This window comes from Psychrobacter sp. JB193 (assembly GCF_002285555.1).
Classification (GTDB): domain Bacteria; phylum Pseudomonadota; class Gammaproteobacteria; order Pseudomonadales; family Moraxellaceae; genus Psychrobacter; species Psychrobacter alimentarius.
On the sequence record NZ_NRGY01000002.1, the window covers coordinates 197,310 to 216,430 of the forward strand.

A 19,121-nucleotide genomic window follows, 5' to 3' on the forward strand; every position below is an offset into this window, starting at 1 on the left:
CCATAGCAAAGTTTATAACACACTGACAATACAATTTGAGTGAATTTGTCGTTGAATGTCAGTCACCCATGCGATAAAGTGAAGCTGATTTATGCTGGTCTATTTATTGTTTAATGATAAAAGATTGGTTTTATTCACGACGTTTGTCCCCATCTACACGTTATCTATTATTTACTTATTATATTTATCATTATTAACCATTGTCATTAACTAAAGAGGTTAAATCACAACACCATGTCTGACGACACTCCCAGCCCGAGTAGTTGGTCGATGCGCGGCTTAAAACGCTGGCTATCGACCGCCCCTGAAACCCGTGATGAACTGGTTCGTTTGGTACAAGACTCGCGCCAGTTTTTAGAACCTGATACCGTTGATATGTTAGAAGGCGTGCTAGATCTGCCAGCGACTCAAGTGCGTGAAATCATGACGCCGCGTCCGCAAGTGATAGGTTTACACGAAAGTACCAGCATCTCTGAAGTGATGGATATCATCCTTGATACCACACACTCACGCTACCCAGTATTTGACAGTCAAGACGACGATGCCGTCATTGGAATCTTACTGGCAAAAGACTTAATTCCTATTCTGGTTCATATGGTTCGCAACCAAGAAGAAAAAATTGACAGCAAACGTCTAAGAGATTTGGTGCGCCAGCCGTTATATATCAGTGAGACCGCACGCTCTGATACCTTGTTACGCTCATTGCAGCGCACACAAGTACATATGGCCATTGTGGTGGACGAGTTTGGTAATTTTGGTGGTGTGGTCACAATGGAAGACCTACTCGAAGAGATTGTCGGCGATATCGTCGATGAGCATGATGACTTTGATGAGGACAGCGACATCAATAACATCATTGCTGACCCCGAAAAATCCAACACTTGGCGTGTGCAAGCCTCTACCGTGATTGAAGACTGTAACGATGAGCTTGGAAGCCAATTTGATGATACCGATGTCGATACCATGGGCGGTTTGGTCATGCAAGCGTTGGGTCATGTGGGAGACTTGGAAGGGGAGAGCGTGGTAATAGACGATTGGAAAATCACCATTACCGATGTGGAAGGACGTTTTATCCAAAACCTAGAGCTGACCAAAATGAATCCAGATCATCAGATATTGATAGGCAGTCATTAATGCGTTACTAGATGAACGATTAAAAGACGACAGGCGACACTCAAAAAACACGATTCGATCGTGTTTTTTTTCTTTTTAGAATTGGGATTTTGCTACGCAATTTTACCCATTCAGTAAGCTAGGCTGGTATCATGGGCGGGTTTAATTTTAGATACAGTATCAAACTGGATACGGTCTACTTTGGCTTGAGTATTACTTCGATACTAAAGCTTTAAATTTTTGAGAAATATGGTTTTGGATAACTGCTATGCGCCTGTCTACTGTTGATTTGCAAAAACGTCTGAACCCTGATAAGCCAAAAGGCTTACCAATGCTTGTGACGGTACTGATTGCGTGGCTGGCAGGCGCAATATTTACCTTGGCGCTTGCGCCTTATGATATTTGGCCGCTTGCACTGGTGTCGCCTGCTATTTTGTACGCCTTGTTAATTCCTGCAATGAATGGCAAACGTGCCTTTTTGATCGGTCAGGCTTATGGCACAGGACTGTGGTGCGTGGGCGCTTTTTGGCTCTATACCTCTATTCACGTTTACGGCAATACGCCTGTATGGCTTGCACTCATTATGATTGCACTCATGGGGCTGGGCATGGGGTTGTTTCATGGATTTATGGCGCTAACATTCAATAAGGTAGTCGGTAAGCAGCCGCTGTCTTTTGCAGCGCTTTGGGTTTTGCAAGAATGGATGAAAACGTGGTTATTTACCGGTTTTCCGTGGTTGTTTGTGGGTTATGCCTTTACCGAGCAGTATTGGCTGTCCTCATTGGCGCCTGTTGCGGGCGTTTTTGCCATCTCTTTTGTCGCGGTCTTATTGGCCGCAAGTGTGGTTGAGCTATTGCGTCGCCGTAGTGGTTATATGATTCCATCATTGGCGCTATTGGTTATTAGTACTGCGTTATGGTTAATCAATCCGCAGTGGACGAAGCCAAAAGGCACGCCAGATTTGTCTGTGTCGCTGATCCAAGGCAATATTCCTCAAGATCTCAAATGGCTCACTGAGTATCAGATAGAAACGCTCAAAATCTATGCAAACTTGACGAGTACCGAATGGGATCGCGATCTTGTGTTGTGGCCTGAATCATCTATCCCTATGTTTCAGACGGAAGCGGTTGGCTTTATCAATGAAATGGTCAAGATGGCCAATGAGACGGATACTACGTGGGTCACGGGTATTCCTTACAAAGATGAAGCAGCGTTTGATGCCAGTACCGATAAATACCCGCCATTTTACAATAGTGTCATTGCGCTAGGCGCAGACGCAGAAGGACTCTATAAAAAACAACGTCTGGTACCGTTTGGCGAGTATATTCCCTTTGAAGGATTGTTAGATATTTTGCCGAATCTGGCAGGTAGCCAAGACATCATGAGTTACAGTCGTGGTAGCGATAAACAGGCACCGCTGCGCGTTCGTGGACACAATTTGGGATCAGCCATTTGTTATGAGGTTGCCTATCCAGATACCACACGCAAAAACGCCATTGGTACGGACTTTTTATTGACCATCTCAAACGATGCTTGGTTTGGTACGTCAGCCGGTCCGTTGCAACATCTACAAATGGTGCAAATGCGCGCGCTTGAAAATGGCCGCTGGTTTATGCGGGCAACCAACACGGGTGTGACGGCAATCATTGATCATAAAGGTCATATTGTCGAGCGCGCGCCGCAGTTTGAACGCACGGTATTACGCGGTGAGGTTCAAGCGCGTGTTGGCAATACCCCCTTTATGCGTTTTGGTCAGTATCCTATCTTATTTATCATCGCGTTATTATTGGTATTAAGCTATTTTGGCAAAGGATCAAGCGCACAGGTTCGTTCTAGCAAGCAGGTATAGTGGGCCGCTATCATTTATCATAAAGGCCATTGAAAGAAGTTGTTGATAATAAATCCTTTAAATACTTAAGGGTTTTAACAAATCAGTATAAATTGCGATATAATAGGTCAATATTTCAAATATTTTGTGCAAGGTGGATAAGGTATGTCAGAAGGTATCGTCAACAACAATCCGAAGAAAGAGCTGCTGTATACTTTGTGCGGCATTGCCTTATTTTTAGGTATTGTCTTATTGATTGGCATTTCTGGATTTTTGCGTCCAGCAGGCGAACATATTAAGGCTGAGACTACCGCAGCATCAGCCGCTGCTGATAAAGCTGAAGCAATTGCTGCTGAAGACGATGCAGCGCCAGCAGAAACTACAGCTGCACCTGCGGCAACAGCAGATGCCTCAATAACGGATACAGCAGCAGATGCGACCGTCACTCCAGTAACAGAAGGTGATAGTGCCGTGGTTGCGGCAGAGTCTGGTACAGCGACAGCCTCTGGTACTGTCAATCAAGCAGCGGTTGGCGATGCAGATTTAACGGCTGAGCAAGCAGATGGTGACTTAGATGCAGGCGATACGACTGATACACCAACGGCTGTACAGTAATATTTTCTAAAAAAGAACTTGTCGTAAAAGTTGCTTTATTGCACATTTACCTCACTAGAAGCGTATTCAAACGTCAAGGCTTTAAAGGGAAGCGCGAGATATTTGCCCTATTTAAAGCTTGAGTGCAATACGCTAAACACACCGTATGGTTGTCGTTAGTATTCATAAAAAAACCCGATCTCATTTTGTGAGCTCGGGTTTTTCTTTGTATGTATTTGTGTAATTCCTAGCCAACTTTTTCTTTACTTGAGTATAACCAAATGAAACAATGACGCGCTTACATGACTGTCTGACGGTAAAGTCAGAGGTCTACTGATGATGAAATCAGAGGCTTGGTCATGATTACAGTGGTCTTTAAAGGAATAAAGTTATGAGCATAGAATCAAAATCAGAGGCGAGGACTGCTGAACTGGAAGCATTAGATAATGGTTTTATGGGACACCCCAAGCCATTGCGTTCTCTATTTTTTACCGAAATGTGGGAACGATTTTCTTATTATAGTATCCGTCCCTTACTCGTATTATTTATGGTAGCGACGGTTGGCAGCGGCGGTTTCGGCTTTGATGAAGTAACGGCTTCTGCTATTTACGGTATTTTTGCAGGATCGTTATATTTGGCAGCAGTGCCAGGTGGTTGGCTGGCGGATAATTGGCTTGGTCAAGAGCGCGCACTGTGGTGGGGTAGTATCATTATTGCCCTTGGGCATTTATGTATTGCCCTGTCTGCCGTATTCGGTATGACGCTGTTTTTTGTCGGTTTGATATGTATCGTATTGGGTTCAGGACTATTCAAAACCTGTATCTCAGTCATGGTTGGTGCCTTATATCCCAAAGGTGATGTCCGCCGTGATGGGGGTTTTACGTTATTTTATATGGGTATCAATATTGGCGCGTTGCTGGCCGCCCTTATCGTAGGTGTCTTTAAAGAAAAAGGCATGTGGCATGCAGGTTTTGGTGTTGGTGGTCTCGGCATGCTTGTATCGCTATTGGTCTATCGCTTTGCAGCACAAAAGAACTTAACACGTTATGCACGCGCCAAAGGCATTACAGCTGAATGGGAAAACGCCAACGGTATTTATAAAAATATAGGACGCTGGGTTGCAGGGTTTGTAGCATTATTAGTGGCAGTGGTGCTTTTGGTATCGACGGGTATGATCTCGTTCAATCCTCAAATGGTCGCAGAGTATATGACCTATATTATTGCAGCGGTCGTTATATTGTACTTTGCCATCATGTTTATCTCACCAAGATTGGATAAGACGGATAAACTGCGTTTACTGATTTGTTTTATTCTAATCATTGGCTCAACGCTATTTTGGTCAAGTTTTGAGCAGCAGCCAACGTCATTTAACTTGTTCGCTGATCGTTATACCGATTTGAATGTTTTAGGTTTTGAGATTCCAAGTATTTGGTTCCAGTCTTTGAACCCATTATTTATCTTAATTTTGGCACCTATCGTCAGCATTGTTTGGGTTAAGCTTGCTAATAAAGGTCTTGAACCAAGTAGTATGGCTAAGTTTGCACTTGGCATGTTACTTGCGGCCGCTGGTTTTGCCTTGATGATCTTTGCTTCAAAAAGCATTTTGACCAATGATGGCGGTTTGGCATCACCATTGTGGTTGGTAGGCAGTTTGTTGTTATTGACACTTGGTGAGTTGGCATTGAGTCCGGTTGGTCTGTCTTCAATGACAAAACTTGCGCCAAAGGGCATGCAAGGTCAGATGATGGGGCTTTTCTTTGCCTCTATCGCTATGGGTAACTTGGTTGCAGCTTTCTTCGGTGGTCATGTATCTGCTGATAAAATCGAAGGTTTACCGACCTTATTTACAACGATGACGGTCTTTTTGGTGGTGACAGCAGTTATCCTATTGGTACTGGCCAAACCTATCAATAATATGCTGAAAAAGAGTGAGCAAGCAGATCAAGTCAGCTAACTATTAGATAGCACCTTTTATCAACTGCTGATTGTACGTATTGCCTAAAGCAGTGATAACTGATGAGACGTGTTACCATGATTTGTAGCACGTTTTATTGTTTTAATTAGCGCAGTATTTTTTATGGGCTATTGAAAGCTTATGTTCTGCCCAAACATCTAATAATATCCAACGGCAATCATCGTGTGCTGACTGTTTTTATATATTTGACTTTGAATATTGAAACCTGTTTACAATCTCTATTTTTGCCAGACTGACTATTCGCATTTCAAGCAGCACGTTGTCCGATTCGAATAAGACGGCTATCCATAGTCGCCTCACCGCTCTATCTAATATTAATAAGGAAGCAATTTATGAATAAACAAATCATCCATGATCGTATTGAAACTCTACGTCAGACCTTAACAGCACAAGACCTCACGGCCATTATCGTGCCATCAGCAGATCCGCATTTGTCTGAATACTTGCCAGAGTATTGGCAGGCAAGACTTTGGTTGTCAGGGTTTACAGGTTCAGTGGGTACATTGGTTGTGACGGCAGATTTTGCAGGTCTTTGGACGGACAGTCGCTACTGGGTACACGCAGCTGACCAATTGCAAGACACAGGTATTAGCTTAGAAAAACTCGCTCCTGGTCAACCAAACCACATTGATTGGTTGGCTGAGCATTTGGTCGAGGGCGATAGTGTCGCCGTCGATGGCAATGTCTTGTCTATCGCTGAGCAAGATCGTCTGTTAAATGCGTTTGATGCTCATGAGATTACTCTAATCACTGAGTGTGATGTACTGGCAGAAATATGGGAAGATCGTCCAGCGCTACCAGATGCTGCACTCTATTCGCACGATGCGTCGTTTGTCGCGCAATCTGCTACTTCCAAACTGGCTGCGGTACGTGCTGGTATGGCAGAAGCTGGCGCCACACATCATTTACTATCAAGCTTAGACGACATCGCTTGGCTCACCAATCTACGTGGCGCTGATGTCGATTATAACCCTGTATTCTTGGCGCATATGCTCATCAGTGAAGACAGTGCCACCTTGTTTGTGGAGAACAGCAAGGTCAGTACAGAGATTGCCAACCATTTGGACGCAAGCGGTATCACGCTGGCGGCTTATGAGGCTGTGCAAGAGGCACTAGGTACATTGACGCCAGAAGATTTGTTACTATTAGACCCAAATAAAGTAGCCGTCGGCACCTTATCAAAAATGGCAGATGATGTGGGTTTTATCGAACAAATGGCGCCAAGTACTTTGTTAAAGTCGGTGAAATCTGATGCGGATATTGACCATGTGCGTGAAGCCATGCGTCAAGATGGTGCAGCATTGTGTGAGTTTTTTGCGACATTTGAGCAGCGTCTTGAGGCAGGTGAGCGTTTGAGTGAGTTGGATGTGGACAGTATGCTGATTGAGGTACGTAGTCAGCAGCCGCATTATGTTTCGCCAAGTTTTCCGACCATTGCAGGGTTTAATGAAAATGGCGCATTGCCACATTACCGTGCAACACCAGAAAAATTCAGCTACCTCGATGTGAATGAAGGGGAAGGCGGATTGTTACTGATTGATTCAGGCGCACAATATCAAAATGGTACGACTGATATTACTCGTGTGGTCGGTATCGGAGCGGTCAATGCTGAGCACAAACGTGACTTTACTACGGTATTAAAAGCACACATTGCCTTAGCACGCGCTCATTTCCCAGACGGTATTGCTTCTCCATTAATCGATGCCATTTGCCGCGCACCATTGTGGCAAGCGCAGATGGATTATGGTCATGGCACCGGTCATGGGGTTGGGTATTTCTTAAACGTACATGAAGGTCCACAAGTCATTGCTTATAGTGCCAGTACGCCAAAAGAGCGTGCCATGAAAGTCGGTATGATCTCAAGTAATGAGCCAGGTCTCTATCGTGAAGGCAAATGGGGTATTCGTATTGAAAACTTGGTAATCAACACGCCAGTCGGCAATCCTACTGAGACAGAATTTGGTGATTTCTTACACTTTGAAACCATCACATACTGCCCAATTGATACGCGTTTGATTGAACCGTCACTATTGGATCAAGTAGAGACTGATTGGCTCAATCAGTATCATCGCCAAGTGTTTGCAGAGTTAAAAGATCGCGTGGACGGTGCCGCACTTGCGTGGTTGACTGAGCGAACGCAAGCCATCTAATCAGACATATCGCCTGTCTGAAAATGAGGACAGACCGCGTAGCGAGCGACTAAGATAAGGTGTTTTACGGCCTTGTATCGTGAATAAAATAAAAAAGCCCCGTCAATCATAGGCGGGGCTTTTTTTTATGCGTTTTTTGGTATTGAGCCGTTGGACTATTTTTAGTCGAAGCTTTTAGTAGAAACGTACTGTCAATCCAGCGCTCGCTGTTAATGAATACTTTTCTTAATGTCCTCTTCTTTCTTCACTGGCATACCTTGATCACCTAAATGCTGAGTGACTTCGGCCCGTAGCCAAGATTTTAGGTTTTCTGACATTAGCATCATCTGATCGCTGAGATAGTCATCAATCTGCATTTCTAGTTCACGAATCAATGCTTGATGATTGGTATTAGCGTTTGTATCTTTTAATGCCAAGCTAATGGCAGCGCTGGCTTTAGTATTAATCGCCTTAATAGCACTGTCGGTTTTGATGCTTGTCTCATTTGTGGTATTGGCAGGTTCACCAATGGTCTTAATGTCTGTGTCAGCTGAGGTTTTGCCAGTATTGTCAGTAGCGTTATTTTCAGTACTTTCGATATTCTTACCATCAATACCTGTCTTATCTGCATCGTTTGCTGCGGTAGATGCATTCGGATTGTTGTTATCCGTCACTAACTTTGATAATGCATTTTTTTCTAATTCTTTTTGCGCGGTTGCTTCTGTTTCAAGACGTCTGTCTTCTTCTTGCTGCTTAGCAGCTGCTATTGCTTGGCTTTTTTCATCTTCTAAGCGTTGTTGTTCATCTGCTGCACGCTCCTTTTCTTGTTTATCGATGATGGCTTTTGCAATGGCTTGCTCAGCTTCATGGTTTTCATACAGCTCATCGACATGAGCATCCAAATCATGCGTGCGAAAAACAAAGCTTTCAAAAGGGGTTTCTGTCTGCAATAAGTTGGTGATATCTTCTAGCTCTTGAGTGATGGCAGCGCGTATCGGTTCAGGAGCACACGTCCAGCGCTGATAAAAATGTTGGGAAAATGAGTAGCTTGACATGGTATCGTCCATAAATGTTCCAAAAATTACCCCTTATCATACGCAAGTACGATAAGGGGCTGCAAGTGGACAAACGTAGCCAATCTGACAACAACGTTACAACGTAAGGATGACTCACGTTGTCAGCGTTTACATCTTACTGATTGATAGGCCAGCGTGCAAAGATTAGTGAGCCATTCGTTCCGCCAAAGCCAAAGCTATTAGACACAGCGTACTGTAGGTTTTCCACTTTGCGTGATTGATTGGCCACATAATCGAGATTACAGTTGTCTTCGACATTATCCAAATTGATGGTCGGCGGCACATGCTGATGCTGTAAGGCAAGTATCGTAAAGATAGCTTCGATACCGCCAGCTGCTCCCAGTAAGTGCCCAGTCATGGACTTGGTTGAGCTCACTAAAATGCTGTCTTTCACTGGTGCAAATACCGTTTCGATAGCAATCGATTCAGCGACATCACCTGCAGGCGTGCTCGTGCCATGCGCGTTGACATATCCAACTGCAGCAGGCTCAATACCTGCATCCTTCAGCGCATTTTTCATCGCTCTTGCCGCGCCGCTACCATCTTCTGGTGGCGATGTGATATGACTGGCATCATCACTCATACCGAATCCGACCAGTTCTGCTAGAATCGTTGCACCGCGAGCTTTGGCGTGAGCAAGGCTTTCTAAGACCACCATACCTGCGCCATCACCAAGTACAAACCCATCACGATCTTTATCAAAGGGACGCGAGGCTTTGGTTGGCTCCTCATTGCGGGTTGATAGGGCGTGCATGGCACCAAAACCTGCCATACCAAGTGGACTGGAGCCTTTTTCGCTACCGCCAGCCAGCATGACATCAGCATCACCATAGGCAATCAAACGAGCGGCAAGGCCCATTGCGTGCGTGGCAGTGGTACAGGCCGTCGATGTGGCAAGATTGGGACCTTGCAATTTGTGCTTAATCGCGACCAATCCTGCCGCCATGTTGACAATAGAGCCTGGGATAATAAAAGGTGAGACTTTAGTTGCACCTTTTTCATGTAGCATATCGCGACTGTTTTCAATGGTTTGGATGCCGCCAATACCTGAGCCTAAGATAATGCCAAAACGCTCTTGATCAACGTCTTTTACAGGACTGTCAGCCGCACTGACTTCATCAATGAAGCCTGCATTTTTCAATGCCATTGCTGAGGCAGCAATACCATAATGAATAAACTCATCATAACGGCGTGCGTCCTTGGCGCTCATATAATTTTTGGCATCAAAGTCTTTTACGACGCCTGCAATTTTCGCACGGTACTCTGTCGCATCAAAATGAGTAATGGGCACAATACCGCTATCGCCTTTGAGTAGGCTTGTCCATGAACTATCCACGTCTAGACCAAGCGGTGTGATAGCACCCATACCTGTGATCACAACTCGCATATCATCAGAGCGTTCGTAATGGGGTGGCTTATGGCGCGTTTTCTGTTCTGGAGCAGCATCAGTATTATTTGCAGCTTGCACGGAAGGTGAATTGCTGTGTTGGCTCATGCGATATATCCTATACTTATGGTCCTAAGAGGATGATGTTTTCCTAATATTTTAATGTGATAACGTTATGTTATTTATAACGCTATCACTATATTTTGGCAACCATTATAAAACACATTAGTTTACGCATGTAAACTTAAATGAACTGGTCAGGCAAAACAAACTTGACCCAGTACCACGCCCTTGTTTGCACCCGTTACTTCGGGCAAATTACCCGATTCACCCATTAGTGTCTGCCTTGACAACCACGCAAAAGCAACGGCTTCTACCCATGTCGGATCAAGTCCTAAACTTGCGGTGGTTGCCACGGTACAATGAGGCAAATTCACCTGCAAACGCTCGATCAAATAATCATTAAGCGCACCGCCGCCACACACGTAGATGGCACCGCAGTCTTGTTTTTCTTTAAGTAAGACTTGCTTGATTTGTATACTAGCGCTGATCGCCGTCAGTTCGGTCAAGGTGGCTTGCACATCTGCTGATGAATAGCGCGTATAAACAGACGCTTGATCGAATTTTTGCAGCTCATCTTGTAGCCATTCTAGATTAAAGTCTTCACGACCAGTGCTTTTGGGATAAGGCTTAGCAAAAAAAGGATGCTCTAAAAGCTGATTCAATAGTGGCTCAACGATTTGTCCTGACTGCGCCCACGCACCGCCTGCATCATAATCTTTGTCGGTATGCAGTGTCGTCCATGCATCTAATAACAGATTGGCAGGACCTGTGTCATAACCGATCACGTGACTTGAGTGATGATTTACCGCCTCATGAGAGACGGCTGGCAAGACGGTTATATTGGCGATACCGCCCAAGTTTAATAGTACACGCGTATTGTCCGTGGCGGTAAATAGCGCTTGATGAAAAGCAGGCACCAAAGGCGCGCCTTGTCCACCAACTGCCATATCACGACGGCGAAAATCACTGACAACGCTAATACCAGTACGCTCAGCAATGATATTGGCATCGACTAGCTGCAAGCTAAAACCCATGTGCGGACGATGGCGGACAGTTTGACCATGACAGCCAATCGCCAAAACCGCTTCAGCCTCTACTTGGGCTTGTTGCAATAAGCTATTGACCACGTTACTGGCAAATTCACCATACTCACGACTTGCCCAGCCAAACCAATCCAACTCACTGCTGGGTTCATCTGTTGCTGGTGTTAATTGACTCACACCATTTGGCTGGCAGAGCGCTAATAATACCTCACGCAGCCGTGGTGGAAAATCTTGGCTATAAGTGGCCAACAATCGCATGGGCTGCTGCGTATCGCTTTCTTGACTAGCTGAGTCGCTAAATTGACAAAGAACCGCATCCATACCATCCAAGCTTGTGCCCGACATCATGCCGATATATAAGCCATCATCGAAGTTTTCAAACACCGTTTGCTCAAGTGCTTCGGTCAAGGTGGCATAATTTAAGTCATCATTATTGTGTACGTGGTCGTCTAAACCACTATTTATACTTAAATCTATATCGGTACTATGAGGGTTATCAGTCATTGATACGGGCTTGGTCATGGCAATTTACCTTAAAAAACGCTAGTATATCTGCCAAATTCTAACATTTTTTGACGGCTACGAGATTCTAAATAGCCCAAGTACTTTCACCATTTTATAAAGACCATTAAGAGATCCCCATGACCACTCAGACCTACACCCTAGAAGAACAGCTTGCCCTTATCCAGCGCGGCACACAAGAAATCCTATCGGAAGAAGATTTGGTTGCCAAGCTCAAGCTCAATCGTCCACTACGTATCAAAGCAGGCTTTGATCCCACAGCCCCTGATTTGCATTTGGGTCACACGGTTTTGATCAATAAGCTCAAGCACTTTCAAGACTTGGGTCATGAGATTTATTTCTTAATCGGCGATTATACGGCCAAGATTGGCGATCCGTCTGGCAAAAACAGCACGCGCCCACCATTGACTGATGAACAAATCAAAGCCAACGCCACCACCTACGCTGAGCAAGTTTTTAAAATCTTGGATAAAGAAAAAACCCGCGTGGTCTTTAACTCAGAATGGTTTAACGACATGACAGCGGCAGATATGATTCAGCTTGCCAGTCAGCAAACCGTCTCACGTATGCTTGAGCGTGATGACTTTTCCAAGCGCTATGCGTCACAAACGCCGATTTCTATTCATGAGTTTCTCTATCCCTTAGTACAAGGGTATGACTCTATCGCACTAAAAGCCGATGTCGAGCTTGGCGGTACCGATCAAACATTCAACTTGCTAATGGGACGTACTTTGCAAGGTCGCTATGGTCAAGAGTCGCAAGTGTGTATCACTGTCCCAATCCTAGAAGGTTTGGATGGCGTGAATAAAATGTCTAAGTCACTCGGCAACTATGTCGCCATCTACGATGCGCCAGGCACCATGTACCAAAAAATTCTGTCAATGCCAGATACTTTGATTCGTCGCTACTTTGAGTTTTTAAGCTTCAAACCAATGGAAGAAGTCGAAGCATTGATGAGTGAGATGGAAGGTGGTCGTAATCCACAAGAAATCAAACGCATTTTGGCGGAAGAATTGATCGAGCGTTTCCATGATGCCGATGCTGCTGCCAACGCGCATAAATCAGCGGGTAACGTATTAGCAGATGGTGAGTTGCCAGTTGATTTGCCAGAAGTGACTTTAACGCTTGAGGATGGTCAAGATGCTTTGTTTATCACGCAGATACTAAACCAAGCAGGATTGACCAAGAACAGCGCGGCGGCAAAAGACATGCTAAAACGCAATGCAGTAAAAGTAGATGGCGAAGAGGTCAATGCTGGCTTTAGCTTAACCTCAGGTCAGACAGTCGTCATCCAAGCAGGCAAAAAAGCCTATGCCAAAGTGACGGTAGGTTAATTTAGATAGCTAATTGGGCCAATTTTTTTTTGAAATAGCGATGGTTTGAGGAGAGAGATATGTTAGACCTTCCTACTTTATCAAGTAACGGGATTATCCTTAAGCCATTAACATTAACTCATGCAAGTGATTTGGTTGAAGCCTGCCAAGATGGTGAGCTATGGAAAATAAATGTGACGTCTGTACCTGAGCCAAATAAGGTCATCGACTATATCAATACCGCTGATTCAATGCCTGACAGACAAGCTTTTGTCGTCATTGATGAGCGTACTGGTAAAGCAATTGGTTCAACCAGTTTTCACGATATTTTACCGCTCACAAAGCGCTTAGAGATTGGCTACACATGGTACGCCAAGTCGTATTGGCAGACGCACGTCAATACGACCTGTAAGCTCATGCTACTTACCTATATATTTGAAAATTTAAAATATCAAACGGTAGGCTGGCGCACAGACATCGAAAACCATCGTTCACAAAAAGCGATTGAACGTCTAGGCGCAAAAAAAGATGGAATCATTCGAGGCAATCGAGTCCGTCGTGATGGCGTTATTTCAGATACCGTCATGTATAGTGTATTAAAATCTGAATGGCCACAAGTAAAGGTTGAGCTGACAAAAAAGCTTAATAAAAGCTACTAACATTCGTAACCAAACTAAATAAGAATCTTATGCCGCACCAAAACCAAAATACAATTATTCAAGGCATTTATCGCCATTACAAAGGCAGCTTATATCAAGTGCTGCATACGGCAACCCATTCAGAAACAGAAGAATCGTTGGTCGTGTACAGGTGTCTGTACGGTGAATATGGCGTGTGGGTGCGCTCCTTAAGCATGTTTGCCGAGACGGTCACCGTCGATGGTAAAGAAATACCACGATTTGAATTGATTCAAGCATTGGCGGACTAGTATTAACTCAAAATAGCATTGATACATTAATCGCTATATGTGACGGGAATGAATTTTCCGCCGCCTCTGTGACAACAGCAAGCAAGGAAAACTTTATACCAGTCGCAGAGCATCGATTTAAAATAAATTTACGATAGTTTTGAGTTATGCATAAATCATTAAGCAAATAAAAAAGCGACTTTTAGAGTCGCTTTTTTTGTGTCATCTTAAAAAACCATTAGCCAATTTAAAAAGCCGTTAGCTATTCAAAAATGCAATCAACACATCATTGAACTCGTCTTTATGCGTGACATTGATACCGTGCGGGCCACCTTGAACAATATGAAGCTGGCTGTCTGCAATCATCTCGTGAGAGCGTTCACCACTCGCTTCGAGCGGTACGATTTGATCGGCATTGCCATGTATCACTAAAGTTGGCACGTCAAACGCTTTTAGATCATCACGGAAATCAGTGTAGCTAAAAGATTTCACACAATCGTAAGTGGCTTTGGGCGAGGCAAAGGCGGCGATATCACGGTTATATAAACGCACGGGTTTACTGACCAACAATGAGCCATCTTTTGGTGTGAAAAAATTCTTAGTAAAGTCGTTTAAGAAAGCGATTCGATCCTCGCGCACGCCATCCAAAAACGCTTGTACGTCAGCATCTTCAAGACCACCATCGGGATTGTCATCGGCTTTGTACAAATACGGGGGAACGGCAGAGGCAAGCACCGCTTTGGCAACACGATCTGAGCCGTATTTACCGAGGTAGCGTGCGACTTCACCGCCGCCCATCGAAAATCCAACAAGGGTGGCGCCATTTAAATCCAGCGTGTCCATCAGCGCTTTTAAATCCTGTGCCAATGTGTCGTAATCGTAGCCTTCCCAAGGTTTAGATGACTGACCAAAGCCGCGTCTGTCGTAGGTAATGACTTGGTAACCAGCTTCTACCAGTGCAGGAAGTTGAGCTTCCCAAGCACGTCCACTTAGCGGCCAGCCATGAATCAGCACAACAGGTTTACCGCTTCCTTGAATCTCATAGTAGATATCGACAGGTTCATTGTCTTGTGTTGCAACTGTAACGTAGGGCATGATTTTATCCTTTTGAAATTATTTTATTTTTATTGCTTATGAGTGATACTTGCTGGTGTCTGTTAACTAGCCTAGTACTTGTTTGGTAAGTACTTATTTAACCTATGACTGTTCAGCTCAATACCGCTTTTTAGTATAAAACTGGTCTAAATCCATTACTATGACAAGTCGTAAAGTTATAGTGGTAATTATGAAGTGGTTGTGTAAAATTCTAGTTACTATTGTAGAAATTCTTTTAGTGTTTTAAAAAACTGAATAGGTTCATCTATAGGTACGGCATGGCCTGAATGCGGTAGAATGACATCAGTGGCATTGGGTAACATCTTTGTGATTTTTTGCTGCCATTTGAAATCGTATAATTCTGACTTGGCCCCGATAAGACTAACGACTGGAATAGTCACATCGGCTGTGACAGCGCGAAAATCATAAGGTATCGCCAAATAGGCTTGTAGGCAGCGCATTTTGTGTTGCCACGTACTATGGTCATAAAATGCCAGTTTATGATCGTTTTGATGAGTCAGTATCTTTACCAAGGCTTTTGAGCGCGGGCGACTTACCGATAGTAAAGAAAACAGGCGTTCAACGTCGGTCACGCAGCGTTTGAGAGAAAACGGCAAGTGCGTGAAGCGCTCAACATGCGCATAGGGCAGCGTCTTATCGATAATCTCTTGAAAAGTCTCAAACAGTGCTTGTTGTCGATCACCAAACAATCCTCCATCCCAATCTGATTGATTGTGAATTACAGGGCTTTGATCGATATTTAAATAACGACTGACGCGAGATACACCAAAATAGGTAAAGTAAGACCACATGACGAGTGCACCCATAGAAATCGCTGCGATGGGCAAGGACTCTACCTTGTGAGCAAGACAAATGTGCTCACAAGGTTGGTATCGTCAGCATACTCACGTACGAAATCAAACTGAGTGAGTTTGATATCCTTTGCCGCGCCAAACCCTCTAAAGTGCGGAAGGTAAAATTGATATTGCCCTGTTAAGGGTAAAATAAATGGCAAAAACTCCCGTGCATCCATCCCATAAGCATGTAGCATCATGATAGGTTGACCGTTGCCAATAACAGAAACTGGTAATTGCGTGCCATCAGCCACCGCGATATATATGGTCTTGAATGGATAATGAGTCGGTAGAGAAAGTCGGTTTATTTTCATATCAAGTCACAGCAAGTCTAAAGTAAATGTAGCCGATTTTATGTCCACTTATTTAGCCAACTATTTTAGGTAACCTGCATCAAGAAAAGACTGCTATAGTTAATTCTAAATAAAAAAGGTACGACAATGATAATCCACTGCCAACGGTATATTTTCGTCGCCTCTATCTGCGAAGGCACAGCAAGCAAATATGACGTTGGCATTGCTGTATTTATTTTAAATTGAATTGACTACATATTAGGATCATTAAAAGAACCATAGCATAAAAACTAGTGGTGGAAATTGCGACGATGGTTAGTAAGTCATCTGTTTGCCAATAAACAAGGAGGTTAGTGCATGAGTAAGTTGACCTTACCACTATTGGATAATAGTCTTTATCCGCAAGTTTGGCAGCAGCAAACCTTTATCAGTCCGCAAGATTTTTTGCTAGCGATGCTGGTAGGACGTATCACACCAGATGCGCAGACATTCACCAACCAGTTGCTTGCAAACGATGTCTATATAGAGTGGGTCAACACCACTGTGTTTGGACGTTACTTGCACAGACAGTTTACAGCGTACTCTCAGCAAACAGAAGACAGTTTCAATACCGATATGCCGGCATTATTTCGTCAAGAGTTGACGCGTCACGCGCAGTATTTGCCACTAGAGCAGATATCATTTTTTGCAGGGGATTTGCCAAAAAGCGTTCGACAAACCAAGCTACTTACTACCACAGTCAATCCAGCCACCGTCATAGCTAATGCAAAAAAAATGATGGAAAAAAAGACTACAAACGGCTCAGAGATGATTATTAATGAAATAAAAATCACAGGTAAGCAAGTATTGGGATTCCCTATACGTCACAACAAACGCACCAGTGAGCGCCTGCGAAATGAGGTTTTGATTTTAGATTTTCAGGATTTACGCTTGGTCAATGAGAGAACCATCGAGGATATAAAAAAAAGCAACATAGAGTCTACGTTTATAGAGACTATGTTGCTTCGGTCTTACGAATTACGTTGATAGGCTTTATCGTAAGATAAAAGTCTATTTGTCTTGCTTGGCAATTGTCAAACCATTATAAGTTTGTGCCACTGGCATTACTTCCAAGCGATTGACGTTGATATGAGCGGGCGATTCAATCAGCCATAATAAAATATCGCCAATATCTTCACCCGTCATGGTTTTAAAGCCATCATATACTTTTGCAGCCTTATCGTCATCACCATGATAGCGCACATTTGAAAACTCAGTACCTGCCACGACGCCCGGTTCAATATTGGTCACACGCACTTGCGTACCGACCAGATCAGCGCGCAAGTTTAAGCTGAACTGTTTGACAAACGCTTTGGTTGCGCCGTAGACATTGCCGCCAAAGTATGGCCAGTTGCCCGCAATCGAGCCGACATTGATGATGTAACCGCTGTCACGATCCACCATCGCTGGCAAGACAGCATGAGTCAGTGCGATTAAACCTTTAACGTTGGTATCGGTCATACGCATCCAGTCATCAAGATTGGCTTTGTATGCAGGCTCTGTACCGAGTGCGAGACCAGCATTGTTGACCAAGACATCGATTTGATTAAAACCGTCCGGCAGATTGGCAATGATATTCGGAATCGAATCAGTATCGCTGACATCCATCACCACAGGTAAAAAGTTCTCGCCCAAAGTCTCTGCCAAGGCATTAAGTTTTTCTAAACGCCTGGCACAACCAATGACACGGTGACCTTTTGCGACCAAACGCTCAGCCAGTGCTTTACCAAAACCAGCACTTGCTCCTGTAATCAATACGTTCATTACTGCTCCTTATCATTGATGCTGTGTGCTTTTTTATAATCTTGATGACGGTTTTTATCTTGATACTAATTATCTATTCGATTTATCTATTTGATAATTGCTTACCAAAGATTTTATCACCCGCATCACCCAGACCAGGAATGATATAACCATGTTCATCCAAATGGCTGTCAAGCGCAGCGGTATAAATGGTCACGTCAGGATGCGCTTCATTGACTAAGCGTACGCCTTCAGGAGCGGCAACCAAAACCAACGCTTTGATATTGGTACAGCCATTTTTCTTTAGCATCTCAATGGTCGCAACCATTGAACCACCCGTTGCGAGCATCGGGTCAATGATAAGTGCAGGGCGTTTGTCCATGTGGCTCACAAACTTTTCAAAGAAAGGCACTGGCTGTAAGGTTTCTTCATCACGTTGTAAACCCACAACAGAAATCTTGGCAGTAGGAATCAAATCGAGCACCCCATCAAGCATGCCAATACCCGCACGTAAAATCGGTACAATCGTCGCTGTCTTACCGATGATTTGCTCACCAGTGATTTCGCCACACCAGCCTTGCATTGGGAAGGTTTCAATCTCAAAATCACGGCTTGCTTCATAAGCCATCAAGCGCGCAAGCTCTTTGGTCAATGTGCGAAATTTATAAGTACTACAATCTTTTTCGCGCATTAGGCTGAGCTTATGACGGACTAGTGGATGATCAATTACCGTAATGTTTAAATCGCTGTTTAAGTCACTCATAAGAACTCTCTTGGTTTTGGTCTGATGCTTGCGCAGTCACTGCGGTTGCTATTAGTATAAAAGATACAAACACTTACCGCACTTTAACGCTATAAATTATGGCCACATAGTAAGATCAAAGCCATAACAGCCAGATTGGCTCAGCGTTATTTTTTCAGCGCCTATAACCACTATAAAAGCCGGCCGTATTTCACTCACTATACTTGGCTATATAAAGCCACTCTAAGTGAGGCAGTGTTTAGGCCTGCTATGATACCAAAAAAACCACTTTTCTGATGAAGAATATCATGACTACACAACCTGCTAATGTTCAAAACCATAATAACTCAGATGCTGAGCAGACAATATTATCCGATACAAGAGCCGCTGCAATAGAAACGCATC

General features: G+C 44.0%; 17 protein-coding genes. 9 read left to right on the forward strand and 8 right to left on the reverse strand.

The window, feature by feature from the left end; all coding sequences use genetic code 11:
* The first annotated feature begins 234 nt into the window (after positions 1 to 234).
* From CIK80_RS08605 to CIK80_RS08625, 5 genes are all read left to right on the forward strand, one after another.
* Entirely contained in the window at positions 235 to 1,134 is a 900-nt protein-coding gene (locus CIK80_RS08605; RefSeq protein ID WP_062845593.1) for a transporter associated domain-containing protein, read from the forward strand.
* A gap of 247 nt (positions 1,135 to 1,381) precedes the next feature.
* Positions 1,382 to 2,962 (forward strand): apolipoprotein N-acyltransferase, encoded by a 1,581-nt coding sequence (gene lnt, locus CIK80_RS08610; RefSeq protein ID WP_095569685.1) that lies wholly within the window; start codon positions 1,382 to 1,384, stop codon positions 2,960 to 2,962.
* A 144-nt stretch (positions 2,963 to 3,106) separates the two neighbouring features.
* Entirely contained in the window at positions 3,107 to 3,556 is a 450-nt protein-coding gene (locus tag CIK80_RS08615) for a hypothetical protein (RefSeq protein ID WP_095569686.1), read from the forward strand.
* A 370-nt stretch (positions 3,557 to 3,926) separates the two neighbouring features.
* Positions 3,927 to 5,489: a peptide MFS transporter gene (locus CIK80_RS08620; protein WP_062845590.1), complete on the forward strand. Its 1,563-nt coding sequence runs from the start codon at positions 3,927 to 3,929 to the stop codon at positions 5,487 to 5,489.
* 353 nt (positions 5,490 to 5,842) lie between these two features.
* Complete coding sequence (locus CIK80_RS08625) at positions 5,843 to 7,660, forward strand: aminopeptidase P family protein (RefSeq protein WP_095569687.1); 1,818 nt, start codon at positions 5,843 to 5,845, stop codon at positions 7,658 to 7,660.
* A 209-nt stretch (positions 7,661 to 7,869) separates the two neighbouring features.
* Here the strand turns inward: CIK80_RS08625 and CIK80_RS08630 are convergent, their stop codons facing one another.
* From CIK80_RS08630 to CIK80_RS08640, 3 genes are all read right to left on the reverse strand, one after another.
* Complete coding sequence (locus CIK80_RS08630) at positions 7,870 to 8,706, reverse strand: hypothetical protein (RefSeq protein ID WP_095569688.1); 837 nt, start codon at positions 8,704 to 8,706, stop codon at positions 7,870 to 7,872.
* Positions 8,707 to 8,830: 124 nt separating this feature from the next.
* Positions 8,831 to 10,102 (reverse strand): beta-ketoacyl-ACP synthase II, encoded by a 1,272-nt coding sequence (fabF, locus tag CIK80_RS08635; protein WP_257011776.1) that lies wholly within the window; start codon positions 10,100 to 10,102, stop codon positions 8,831 to 8,833.
* Between the two features lie 257 nt (positions 10,103 to 10,359).
* Positions 10,360 to 11,730 carry an anhydro-N-acetylmuramic acid kinase gene (locus CIK80_RS08640; protein WP_095569690.1) on the reverse strand — a complete coding sequence of 457 codons (1,371 nt, stop codon included), beginning with the start codon at positions 11,728 to 11,730 and terminating at the stop codon, positions 10,360 to 10,362.
* A gap of 119 nt (positions 11,731 to 11,849) precedes the next feature.
* Between CIK80_RS08640 and tyrS the strand changes: the two genes are divergently transcribed.
* The 3 genes from tyrS to CIK80_RS08655 are packed head-to-tail and all read left to right on the forward strand — an operon-like array spanning position 11,850 to position 13,971.
* Complete coding sequence (gene tyrS / locus CIK80_RS08645; protein ID WP_095569691.1) at positions 11,850 to 13,064, forward strand: tyrosine--tRNA ligase; 1,215 nt, start codon at positions 11,850 to 11,852, stop codon at positions 13,062 to 13,064.
* Between the two features lie 59 nt (positions 13,065 to 13,123).
* On the forward strand, positions 13,124 to 13,702 hold the full coding sequence (locus CIK80_RS08650; RefSeq protein ID WP_095569692.1) for a GNAT family protein: 579 nt from the start codon (positions 13,124 to 13,126) through the stop codon (positions 13,700 to 13,702).
* Positions 13,703 to 13,731: 29 nt separating this feature from the next.
* Complete coding sequence (locus CIK80_RS08655) at positions 13,732 to 13,971, forward strand: DUF1653 domain-containing protein (RefSeq protein ID WP_095569693.1); 240 nt, start codon at positions 13,732 to 13,734, stop codon at positions 13,969 to 13,971.
* Positions 13,972 to 14,208: 237 nt separating this feature from the next.
* On the opposite strand, the gene CIK80_RS08660 is transcribed toward CIK80_RS08655, so the two are convergent.
* The 3 genes from CIK80_RS08660 to CIK80_RS15505 all read right to left on the reverse strand — a co-directional run bounded on the left by CIK80_RS08660 (position 14,209) and on the right by CIK80_RS15505 (position 16,213).
* Complete coding sequence (locus CIK80_RS08660; RefSeq protein WP_095569694.1) at positions 14,209 to 15,045, reverse strand: alpha/beta hydrolase; 837 nt, start codon at positions 15,043 to 15,045, stop codon at positions 14,209 to 14,211.
* A 218-nt stretch (positions 15,046 to 15,263) separates the two neighbouring features.
* Positions 15,264 to 15,893 carry an alpha/beta hydrolase gene (locus CIK80_RS08665; RefSeq protein ID WP_257011722.1) on the reverse strand — a complete coding sequence of 210 codons (630 nt, stop codon included), beginning with the start codon at positions 15,891 to 15,893 and terminating at the stop codon, positions 15,264 to 15,266.
* A gap of 5 nt (positions 15,894 to 15,898) precedes the next feature.
* Entirely contained in the window at positions 15,899 to 16,213 is a 315-nt protein-coding gene (locus CIK80_RS15505; protein ID WP_257011723.1) for an alpha/beta hydrolase, read from the reverse strand.
* A gap of 336 nt (positions 16,214 to 16,549) precedes the next feature.
* On the opposite strand from CIK80_RS15505, the gene CIK80_RS08670 reads away from it, so the two are divergent.
* Positions 16,550 to 17,218 (forward strand): hypothetical protein, encoded by a 669-nt coding sequence (locus tag CIK80_RS08670; RefSeq protein ID WP_095569695.1) that lies wholly within the window; start codon positions 16,550 to 16,552, stop codon positions 17,216 to 17,218.
* Positions 17,219 to 17,242: 24 nt separating this feature from the next.
* Here CIK80_RS08670 and CIK80_RS08675 read toward each other — a convergent pair whose 3' ends face one another.
* On the reverse strand, positions 17,243 to 17,995 hold the full coding sequence (locus CIK80_RS08675) for an SDR family NAD(P)-dependent oxidoreductase (RefSeq protein ID WP_095569696.1): 753 nt from the start codon (positions 17,993 to 17,995) through the stop codon (positions 17,243 to 17,245).
* 82 nt (positions 17,996 to 18,077) lie between these two features.
* On the reverse strand, positions 18,078 to 18,737 hold the full coding sequence (gene upp / locus CIK80_RS08680; protein ID WP_062845579.1) for a uracil phosphoribosyltransferase: 660 nt from the start codon (positions 18,735 to 18,737) through the stop codon (positions 18,078 to 18,080).
* Between the last annotated feature and the right edge of the window lie 384 nt (positions 18,738 to 19,121).